8 protein-coding genes are annotated in these 11,023 nt (G+C 46.3%); 5 read left to right on the top strand and 3 right to left on the bottom strand.

The genetic code is table 11. From position 1 onward, the window contains the following. The 3 genes from QZ327_RS10890 to QZ327_RS10880 all read right to left on the bottom strand — a co-directional run. On the bottom strand, nucleotides 1–193 hold a 193-nt coding region (locus QZ327_RS10890; protein WP_294619213.1), incomplete at its 3' end, for a hypothetical protein. Nucleotides 194–695: 502 nt separating this feature from the next. Next, on the bottom strand, nucleotides 696–3,206 hold the full coding sequence (locus tag QZ327_RS10885) for a GDSL-type esterase/lipase family protein (protein ID WP_294619211.1): 2,511 nt from the start codon (nucleotides 3,204–3,206) through the stop codon (nucleotides 696–698). 128 nt (nucleotides 3,207–3,334) lie between these two features. Further along, nucleotides 3,335–4,540: a glycoside hydrolase family 88 protein gene (locus QZ327_RS10880; RefSeq protein ID WP_294619219.1), complete on the bottom strand. Its 1,206-nt coding sequence runs from the start codon at nucleotides 4,538–4,540 to the stop codon at nucleotides 3,335–3,337. A 327-nt stretch (nucleotides 4,541–4,867) separates the two neighbouring features. Between QZ327_RS10880 and QZ327_RS10875 the strand changes: the two genes are divergently transcribed. The 5 genes from QZ327_RS10875 (at nucleotide 4,868) to atpB (ending at nucleotide 10,946) form a co-directional block, all read left to right on the top strand. Then, complete coding sequence (locus QZ327_RS10875) at nucleotides 4,868–7,177, top strand: alpha-N-acetylglucosaminidase (protein ID WP_294619209.1); 2,310 nt, start codon at nucleotides 4,868–4,870, stop codon at nucleotides 7,175–7,177. 415 nt (nucleotides 7,178–7,592) lie between these two features. Beyond that, nucleotides 7,593–9,113: a F0F1 ATP synthase subunit beta gene (atpD, locus tag QZ327_RS10870; protein ID WP_294619207.1), complete on the top strand. Its 1,521-nt coding sequence runs from the start codon at nucleotides 7,593–7,595 to the stop codon at nucleotides 9,111–9,113. Between the two features lie 32 nt (nucleotides 9,114–9,145). Beyond that, the gene (gene atpC / locus QZ327_RS10865) at nucleotides 9,146–9,391 is read left to right on the top strand and encodes an ATP synthase F1 subunit epsilon (RefSeq protein ID WP_294619205.1); all 246 of its coding nucleotides are present in this window, start codon (nucleotides 9,146–9,148) and stop codon (nucleotides 9,389–9,391) included. Nucleotides 9,392–9,427: 36 nt separating this feature from the next. Continuing rightward, nucleotides 9,428–9,853: a hypothetical protein gene (locus QZ327_RS10860; protein ID WP_294619203.1), complete on the top strand. Its 426-nt coding sequence runs from the start codon at nucleotides 9,428–9,430 to the stop codon at nucleotides 9,851–9,853. Further along, nucleotides 9,837–10,946, top strand: coding sequence for a F0F1 ATP synthase subunit A (atpB, locus tag QZ327_RS10855; protein ID WP_294619201.1), 1,110 nt, complete (start codon nucleotides 9,837–9,839; stop codon nucleotides 10,944–10,946). The genes QZ327_RS10860 and atpB overlap by 17 nt, the downstream gene beginning before the upstream one ends. The last annotated feature ends 77 nt before the right edge of the window (nucleotides 10,947–11,023 follow it).

Genomic DNA, 11,023 nt, shown 5'->3' with positions numbered 1-11,023 from the left:
AACGTGTTCCCTGCACGTTGGGAACATATTCCCAATGAGGTGGGAACGCGTTCCCAGTAAGCTGGGAATAAAGTTCCACCTCGCAGAAAACGAGTGGCACTCGTATGTCGCTGATAATAAGCGTTTGGCGGAGATATTTCGCCCGCTTGCTTTTATCCGTTTGTTCTTTGCCGGTCCGTTTCCGTTTGTTCATTTCCGTTTGTCCGCTTCCGCCTGTCTGTCTGCGCGGTCTCTCCGGTCGTGTTCTCCGGTGTAGCTACCGGCTTTTAACTCCTGTCCCGAAGGGGAGATAATTCCCTTTAACTCTTGTAAATGAAAAAGCCGTGATTCCCTTAGAGCCTGTTTAAGTTTTGTTCAGCCTTCTTTTGAGAATTCTTTTCGAGAATGTTTTCCTGTTTTTATGAGGAGCATAACGGGCTATGTGACGAATAAAAAGAGGAAAACAGACCGGAAAGAGGTTCAAAAAGAAGCCAAAGAAAAACTTCTTGAAGAAAATTTAAGCAGGCTTTTAAATGAAAGAGCCGTATTAAAGGTATGGTTTTGGCTCCGCTCTGATGGCAGTAGTGGCATAAGTTAAACGGTGGTTACATAAATTAAGATGTGTGCCAAAGTCCCGACAGTCGTATCATTCTGTCGGGACTTTGGCACACATCTTTCCTGTTGATGGAAACTGCAATCGTTTGCAGTTTTTGAAGCTATTGGGAGATAACGATGTTGCGGATTACGGCTTCCGCCCCTTTCTTCTTATTGTTTTTCGATGCGGAAAATCTTACGGTAAGCGTGTGTGGCTGTCGGTTATCCAATTCGGCGGCAAGCACATACAGCCAGGGCAGATACACGCTTTTGCTCCAGGATGTATAAGTGTCGAGCGATTGGAAAGCTCCGTTGTCGATGCTGTATTCGATAATTCCCGAATAGGGACCGCAAGCCATGAACAGTCCTACCGCCGTACCTTTGAACGTATAGGTGAATGTGGCGCCGGGTTTATCGCTGTAAAGCATGGGAACGTTGACGAACCCTTCCCGCGTGCCGGTTTTATCTTTAGGTTGCCAAGACGGAACAATGGTCCAGTCGTTTTTTACCTTTACTTCATCGAGACCGATGAATTTTCCCTGTGTATAGCTGTATGTGTCCAGCATGTCGGCAGGTATCTCATGTTTTTGCAGTGTTGCGTTTTCGGCAGGTATCCACATACGGTCCAGGAGCGACTGAATGGCGGCTGCATAGTATTTGTGTCCGAACCAGTTGGGATGCACTCCGCCAAAGTCTTTCCATGTGAATTCTTTTTCTTCGATGCGTTCGGATATCTCCTGTGCGCAATTAATGGAAGGTATCAGATAGTGATTGGCAACACGTTCGTGGTTTAGAATAACATCCGGCGTCTGCCCTTTGGGAAACATTTCGAGGAACGGGTCGTAAACAAAATGCAGCATGACGATATCCGTATAAGGATTTGCCATCCGGGCATGGCGCACCACGCCTTCCATTCCTCTGATTTGGTCTTGTGCGGAGAAGCCGTTGGTATGGTCGTTGACAGCCCCTTCGATGAAGAGCAAATCGACGGGACCCTTGGACAATACGTCATTCTCCATGCGGAAAGCATGCGGAGTGGTTCCGGCAGACGGGATGCCTGCTTCGATAAATTCGAAATCGGTGAAAGGGAACCGTTGTTCCAATTGTTTTTGAATCATATTGTGCCAGCCTTTCATGTGGGTGATGGAGCCGCCGAAGAAGACAACCCGTCCTTTTCTCTCTTTTTCGAAACGGATAAGGGAGTTTTGCAGGGAACCTCGCACGTTGCAATGCTGTTTTTCCTGGTAGGCGGGTTGGCTGCGGACAATGAAGTCGACAATCGGTTCGGGTTTTTCCAGGCTGTGCGGATGATGATCGGCTCCCGGTTTTATAATCAGTTGCACGGGACCGCCCAATCGGGTATATGTTTCCCGGATGAGTTTCATGTTTTCGGCAAAAGGAACAATTTTGTCGCTGTCTCCGCATACGGCAAGAATGGGAACTTTATGTTCCGCCAGTGCCTGCAGATGGTGTATCGGATTGCCATTGAAGGTTTCGGGAGTGATGGTGTCTTCCAGTTGCCACAGTTTCAGGAACTCCTTCCATTGCTTCTCCCTCTGCCTGCCCGGCCAGCTGAACATGTCACACACCGGATTGTCCAGATATAGGCAAGCCGTCTTCTCGGGGTTTGCCACCGCCCATTGCAGGGCATAATAGCCGCCACGGCTCAACCCTTCCAAGGATACCTTGGCGGACAGTCCATACATGGATATCATGTTGTTGTAAAAGTCCGTACCTGCTTTTATGGAAGCAGGGCAACCGTATTGATGGGTCAGGTCGTAGTAAACGATGTGGAAGCCTTCTTTAAGCAATGCCTCGTCGGCGTATGCGAAAGAGCCGAAAAAGGCGGGACGCCATACCCAAGGATTACCTTTCAGGGCTTTCTTGGGGCATACCGCAATGGCTTTCTTATTCTTGTAAGTAAAGTCGTAACGGTCGTATCCTTTCCATTGGCTTTTCATGCCGGGAAAGGGTTGCACTTCATGGGTACTCTCTTTTCCGGTCAGCGCTTTGTAGATGACTTTTGCCATTACCCGCGCGCCTTTCTCATTGGGGTGGAGCGCATCGATGAATGCGTCCTGCATATTTTGGGTAGGTGTATGCAGGTCTATGGTTTGTGCATCGTTCTTCTTTGCCACTTCATCTATCATCGGAATGAGTTCGGTGGTAAGAACACTGTCCCGCTGGCTGAAGCGGTCGGTATATATCGTGACGGGATAACAGATGTAGATTTTCACAGCAGGCGATTGCCGGCGGAATGCCTGAATCATGACGGTCATATCTTTGGCATAGTCGTCCTTGTATTGCCAATAGACGGGATTGGTGTCGTTGGTTCCCAATTTTATGATAAGGATATCGGGCTTGTAGTCCAATGCCTGCCGGTAGGCGGCCTCTTTCATATACGATTTGTCCTTTTGGATCATGGTTCTGCCGCTGACACCGAAGTTGCGGACTTCATACTCTTTTCCCAGCATTTGCCCTAACATCATGGGATAGCTGTCTTTGTCCCGGTTCTTCACGCCGACTCCGGCGGTAATGCTATTGCCGACACATGCTACCTTGATAGGCGAAGCTGCCTCTGCATAAATGGCCAGGAGAGTAAATAAAACGGTTACGAATAGTTTGTGCTTCATTTTTGTTTATCGATTAAAAGTGAAAGTTGTTATTATTAAGTAAGTGTTGAAGTTTGAAATATATCATTGGTCTTCTGGATGACAGATGGTATAAGATAAATCTGCCAGGCAGGGTTAATGCTCAATGCTTAAAACAGGTTGCCCGTTTTTTCCAATTTGTCTTTTCTTAGCAGGGCTTCAATGAAATAATAGTCGGCATAGACAATGGAAACATCTACTTCTACGTTTTTAGGTTTGGTGCCGGTGCTGTGCAGCAGTAGGAAACCGTTGTCTTTCTTCAAGGATGCCCGATAATGTCCTGACAATGTCGCTAAGATCTTATCTGCGCGTTTTTTATAGTTTTCCGCACGTTCGGGGACATATAAACTGAGTTCGTAGAGTGCTGAGGCGATTATCGTTGCCGCCGATACGTCACGAGGCTCATGGGGAATATCGGGCGCGTTAAAGTCCCAATAAGGAATATCATCTTCCGGCATATTAGGGTGTGTGAAAATATACTCTTCCACCTTTTTCGCCTGTGAGAGGAATTCCGGAAGATGCGTTTCGCGATAACACATTGTATAACCGTAGAGCGCCCACGCCTGTCCACGTGCCCATGCGGATTCGTGTGAGAAACCCTGGTGAGTGTTCTTTTTCAGCACTTGCCCTGTGATTGTATCATAATCTACCACGTGGTAACAGCTGTTATCGGAGCGGAAATGGTTTTTCAGTGTGGTGCGGGCATGGGTGACTGCCATATTATAGAATGTGGAGTCGCCGCTTTCACGGGTAGCCCAAAACAGTAGCTCCAAGTTCATCATATTATCAATGATGACGGGACATTGCCATTTGTCTTTGTTATGGTCCCACGACCGGATAATTCCCGCTTGCGGTTTGAAACGGGTGGCTAAGGTGTGTGCCGACTGCAACAATATCTCTTTATACCGCACGTCTTGTGTCAACCGGTAGCCGTTGCCATAGCTGCAATACATCTTGAACCCCATGTCGTGCGTGCCGCCATTGGTTTTCTCCTGCTCCAGCATGTTGGTGTGCACTTGCGCCTTTTTCTTCCAGAAACTGTTTTGGGTGTATTCGTACATGTACCATAGTTCTCCGGGAAAGAAGCCGCTGGTCCAATCTCGGGAAGTGACCAAATGCAAGCTGCCGTCCGGTTCGGTGTTACGAGGATTGGCAAGTTCGCCCCAGCCTTTCTCTTCCCGTTTCTTACGGCTCTCGGTCGATTCGTTGGTACGGGCATACTCTATTTCGTCGAAGGCGAATTGCAACTGCTGTTGTGCGAATATCATGTTATTCTCTACAGTCATATCCTTTGGTTGCGACGTACACGAACTCATAACGGCTATGAGCAAATTCAACCGGAGGATACCTGCCAATAATTGTTTTTTTTGTTTCATGAGTTATAGACGATTTTGATATTGGTAATTATAATCCGTACTCAAAGCTACGGGATATTAATGAATTTGAGTTATAAATATGGGTCTAATGTTTGTAAAAAACAGGCATTTGGCGAGAAATGACCATATTTTACAAATGGATGGCGAGAAATTATAAATGACCTGTCTCTTGTAAGTGCGGAAAAGACAACATTGATACAATTAGGTCAATTATTACAAGTTCGTTGGGAGAATACTTTTTACCTTAGCCCTCAAAAAAAGAGAACCATGAGAACTACCAAGAACAGTGCGGCACTGTTGTTTTGCCGCTATTTATTTATTGTCGGATTCTTTGTCCTGAGCACGGCGTTCAAGAAGGAGAATACCGGTGTGCAGGCTGTTTATGATTTGATAGAGCGGGTCACCCCCGGCTATAGTAAACAGTTTGTGTTGAAACAGATTCCTGCCGGAACAGATGGGCAGGATGTGTATGAAATTGACGGGAAAAAGGGAAAAATCGTTTTGCGTGGAAATAATCCCGTTTCCTTGGCTACCGCGTATAATCAATATTTAAAATATACTTGCGGAGCGCATGTGTCTTGGTTTGGAGACCAATTGAAACTGCCGGAAACACTTCCTGCTCCCGTCGGTCCGCAAAAGGGAAGGCACGTGATTAACGGAAAGTACAGGGTTTACATGAACTACTGTACAATCAGCTATACCGCTCCCTGGTGGGACTGGAAACGTTGGGAACGTGAGTTGGACTACATGGCGATGAACTCCATCAATATGCCCCTTTCGGTCATCGGGCTGGAAGCCGTATGGTATAATACATTATTAAAATATGGTTTTACCGACCAAGAGGCACGGGCTTGCCTGACGGGTCCTGCGCATTTTGCCTGGCAATGGATGCAGAACATTCAAAGTTATGGTGGTCCGCTGCCATTGTCATGGATAGAATCGCATGTGGAATTGGGCAAGAAAGTCATCAACCGCCAGTTGGAATTGGGTATGCAACCTATTCAGCAGGGTTTTTCCGGGTATGTTCCCCGTGAAATGAGACAGAAATTCCCGAAAGCGAAGATTAGCAAGCGTGGAGGATGGTGCGGTTTTCAGGGAGCGGCACAACTGGACCCGACAGACCCGTTGTTCGAATCCTTCGGACGTGATTTCCTGGAAGAGGAGAAGAAACTGTTCGGTGCGCACGGCGTATATGCCGCCGATCCGTTCCATGAAGGAAAACCGCCTGTAGATACTCCCGAATACCTGGATGCAGTGGGTAAGGCAATTCATAAACTGTTTAAAACGTTCGACCCGGATGCTTTGTGGGCAATGCAGTCGTGGAGCTTGCGTGAACCGATTGTGAAAGCCGTCCCGAAGTCGGACCTGCTTATCCTTGACCTGAATGGCGGACGTTGCGCCAAAGATGACCCATGTTGGGGATATCCGGTAGTGGCTGGCAATCTGCACAACTTCGGCGGGCGTATCAATATGCACGGTGATTTGCCCTTGATTGCTTCTAACCAATATTCCACTGCGCACGAGAAGTGGAACAATGTATGCGGATCGGGATTGTTTATGGAGTCCATCGTCCAGAATCCGGTATTTTATGAACTGACATTCGAAATGCCGCTCCATTCCGGAGCTGTAGACCTGAACCAATGGCTGAATGGATATGCCGAACGGCGTTATGGCGCATCGTCTTCCAAAGCGCATCAGGCTTGGCTGTATCTCCTTGAAGGTCCTTATAAAAAGGGGACAAACGGCACCGAACGTAGTTCTATTATTGCGGCACGTCCGGCATTGGATGTCAAGAAATCGGGTCCGAACAAGGGGTTGGGTATTCCTTATTCCCCATTATTGCTTTGGAAGGCGCAGAAACTTTTGTTGGAGGAGGCGGATAAGTTCAAGGATTCCAAGCCTTACCGTTTTGATTTGGTGGACTTGCAACGTCAGATTATGACGAACCTGGGGCAGGCAATCCATAAGCGCGCCGCCGATGCTTTCCGTAAAAAAGACCGTGAGGACTTTTTGTTGCATAGCAACCGTTTCCTCGAACTTCTGCACGATACGGACGAGTTGCTCCGTACCCGCGAGGAATTCAATTTCGACAAATGGCTGACCGATGCCCGCAGTTGGGGAACAACGGAAGAAGAAAAGAACTTGCTGGAGAAAGACGCCACGGCACTTGTCACTATTTGGGGAGGAGATGGCGATCCGCGTATCTTCGACTACTCCTGGCGCGAGTGGAGCGGACTGATTGAGAACTTCTATCTGAAACGTTGGAAAATGTTCTATGACGAAATGCTCGGATATTTGGACCGTGGTGAAGCGTATGTGGAAGAAGGGCTGCCGTTGGTTTATGGGCGCGAGGCTTTCCGTGCCAATGCTGTGTACAACAGGATGGCAGACTGGGAAATGAATTTTGTCTCTACTTATAATAAGGCGCGTACGCCTATCACGCAAGGTGATGAAATTGAGATGGCGACAAAGCTTTTTAAGAAATATGCGGCACTTTCGAAGTTTTACTATTCCAAAGAGATGGCAGCCGATGCTATTAAAGATGGCAAAGCGTTCGAGAATTTTGGAGAAGATTAAGAGCTTGTTTAAATTTTGTTCAGCATTATTTTGATAGTTCTTTTCGAGGATGTTTTTCAATTTTTATGAGGAGCATAGCGGGCTATGTGACGAATAAAAAGAGGAAAACAGACCGGAAAGAAAGTCAAAAGAAGCTGAAGAAGACTTTTTGAAGAAAATTTAAACAGGCTCTAAATTAGGTGCATTACTAATTGTTAACTGATGTTGTTTTGTATGGAATAAATTGTTCTTATTGTAGTATTTATCATTCAAAATCGTGTAATTTAGATAAAAAACGCTTTTTATGGGAACAATTAGACAGTGTTTGTTTATACCTTTGCAAAGTTGTTTGTGTAACTATTTTTGACTGAACAAACAGCCTGCCGCAAGTGTTAATAGAGTAAGTAAGATAAAACAGAATATAAAAGGATTGCTTATGTCACAGATTGTTGGACATATCTCTCAGGTTATCGGACCTGTTGTAGACGTTTATTTTGAAGGTACAGAGGCAGAACTGATGCTGCCAAGTATTCACGATGCACTGGAAATAAAGAAAAGTCACGGTAAAAGACTGATTGTGGAAGTACAACAGCACATTGGCGAGAATACTGTGAGAACCGTAGCTATGGATAGTACGGACGGTTTGCAGAGGGGTATGAAGGTATACCCGTTGGGCGGACCGATTACTATGCCTATAGGAGAGCAGATTAAAGGCCGTTTGATGAACGTTGTAGGAGATTCTATTGACGGAATGAAAGAGTTGGATCGCACCGGTGCTTATCCTATTCACCGCGAACCCCCAAAATTTGAAGATTTGACTACCGTACAAGAAGTACTTTATACGGGTATCAAGGTCATAGACTTGCTGGAACCGTATAGTAAGGGCGGCAAGATCGGATTGTTTGGCGGTGCCGGAGTAGGTAAGACCGTACTTATTCAGGAATTAATCAATAATATCGCCAAGAAGCAGAATGGCTTTTCGGTGTTTGCCGGAGTGGGAGAGCGTACGCGTGAAGGCAATGACCTGCTGAGAGAGATGATTGAATCCGGCGTAATCCGTTATGGCGAGGAATTCAAGAAAGGAATGGAGGAAGGGCATTGGGACCTTTCCAAAGTTGATTATGATGAAGTGGCTAAATCGCAGGTATCTTTGATATTCGGCCAGATGAACGAGCCGCCGGGTGCGCGCCAGTCTGTTGCTTTGTCAGGTTTGACAGTTGCCGAGTCTTTCCGCGATATGGGGTCCGAGTCGGATGGACCGCGCGATATATTGTTCTTTATCGATAATATATTCCGTTTTACCCAGGCGGGTTCTGAAGTTTCCGCATTGTTGGGGCGTATGCCTTCGGCTGTAGGTTACCAACCGACACTTGCAACGGAAATGGGCGCCATGCAAGAACGGATCACTTCTACGCGTAACGGCTCCATTACTTCCGTACAGGCAGTGTATGTTCCGGCGGACGACTTGACCGACCCCGCACCCGCCACTACCTTCACGCATCTGGATGCGACAACCGTATTGAGCCGTAAGATTACGGAACTTGGGATTTATCCGGCTGTTGATCCGTTGGAATCCACCTCGCGTATCCTTGACCCGCACATTGTAGGCAGAGAACATTATGAAGTGGCACAACGTGTAAAGCAAATTCTTCAACGTAATAAAGAATTGCAGGATATAATTTCCATTCTCGGTATGGAAGAGCTTTCGGATGCCGACCGTACATTGGTAAATCGTGCGCGCCGCGTACAACGTTTCTTGTCCCAGCCTTTTGCTGTGGCGGAACAGTTTACGGGAGTTCCCGGTACGATGGTTTCCATCGAAGACACCATCAAGGGTTTTAAGATGATTCTGGATGGTGAAGTAGATTATCTGCCCGAACCGGCATTCTTGAATGTCGGAACTATTGAGGAAGCGATAGAGAAAGGTAAGAAATTGCTGGAACAGGCAAAGAGGTAACTTGAATATTGAAATATCAATAGACTGAAAAAATGAAAGAATTGCATTTGGATATCGTGTCACCGGACAAGGTAATCTTCAATGGCGAAGTAGGCAGTGTCACATTGCCGGGTACGCTCGGCTCGTTTACTATTCTGCCGCAACACGCACCGATTGTGTCATCGCTGCAAGCAGGTAAACTGGCTTATGTAACAAAAGACGGAGAGGAGCATGTGCAGGATATTCATGGCGGTTTTGCAGAGATGAACGGCAACAAAGTTTCGGTTTGTGTAGACTGACTCTTTTTGAATTTCGAACCTTAATATAGAATTGACGTGAGTTTTACAAAACGAAATTATTTGTGGCAGGTGACGCTCTTGACGATACTGGTAGGCGGTATAGGCGGTTGGGGTTATTATTCGGTATTCCCGCATCACTATTTCGGCGGTTATCCGCTGATACCTGCCTTCTTCTTTGTTTTCGGCGTGTTTATGATAAACATGACCGAAAGTTGCCGCCACCGGATGCCGGGACGGATGTTGCAGATATACCTGCTGATACGTGTCATGCGAATGCTTGCTTCTATCATTGTGATGCTGGTATATTGTGTTGCGGTGCGTGAGGAAGCGAAAGGATTCTTACTGACGTTTATCGCGAACTATCTGATATATTTGATTTATGACTCTTGGTTTTTCTTCACTTTTGAAGCTAACCGGAAGTTGGAAAAGAAAATAAAACAAGAAAATGAAACGACTGCATAACATATTGACCGGAGTGTTGCTGATGTGTGGATTATTGCTGCCTGCCACCGTGCAGGCAGACAGTATTCCCGCAGCGCAAGAGAAGAATACGGTGAACGTAAAGGAAATCGTGTTCGGACATATCGGCGATTCGTATGAATGGCACATTACTGCTTTTGGAGAAACACAAGTCATCATCCCACTGCCCGTTATCGTATATAGCAGAACAACAGGATGGCACGTTTTCCTCTCTTCCCGCTTGGAAGAGAACGGCGGAAGTTATGAAGGCTTCTCCATTGCTCCGGAAGGCAGCAAATACGAAGGCAAACTGGTAGAGCATGACGTAGCCGGTAATGAGATACGTCCGTGGGATATATCTATTACGAAGGTTGTTTTGGCATTGCTTATCAATAGCCTGTTATTACTTGTCATTGTCCTGAGCGTAGCCCGATGGTATCGCAAGCATCCTCAAGGCAGTGCGGCGCCGGGCGGTTTCATCGGATTTATGGAAATGTTTATAATGATGGTGAATGATGACATTATAAAGAGTTGTGTAGGACCGAAATACCGTAAGTTTGCCCCTTACCTGCTCACGGCATTCTTCTTTATTTTCATCAATAACCTCATGGGGTTGATACCGATATTCCCGGGTGGGGCAAATGTCACCGGAAACATTGCCGTTACGATGGTTTTGGCTGTTTGTACATTCTTTGCCGTCAATATTTTCGGAACTAAAACATATTGGAAAGACATTTTCTGGCCGGATGTGCCTTGGTGGTTGAAAGTGCCTGTACCCATGATGCCCTTTATAGAACTTTTCGGAATCTTTACGAAACCGTTTGCCTTGATGATCCGTCTTTTTGCCAATATGCTGGCAGGACACATGGCAATGTTGGTGCTTACTTGCCTGATATTCATATCGGCAAGCATGGGACCGGTTTTGAACGGAACGTTGACAGTAGCTTCGGTGTTGTTCAATGTCTTTATGAACGGATTGGAATTGTTGGTCGCTTTTATCCAAGCGTATGTGTTTACTATGTTGTCGGCGGTGTTTATCGGTTTGGCGCAAGAGGAGCACACAAAGAAAGCCGAAGGGAAAAAGGCGGTAGGATAAGAAACTTAGGAAGAAACTGAAGAAAAAACTTTTTGAAGAAAATTTGAACACTCTCTAAGATTATTGAGAATATAAAC

It is taken from the genome of uncultured Bacteroides sp. (genome assembly GCF_910578895.1).
Lineage (GTDB): Bacteria > Bacteroidota > Bacteroidia > Bacteroidales > Bacteroidaceae > Bacteroides.
The sequence above is the reverse complement of the archived record's forward strand: the minus strand, read 5'-3'. Positions and strand labels throughout refer to the sequence as shown.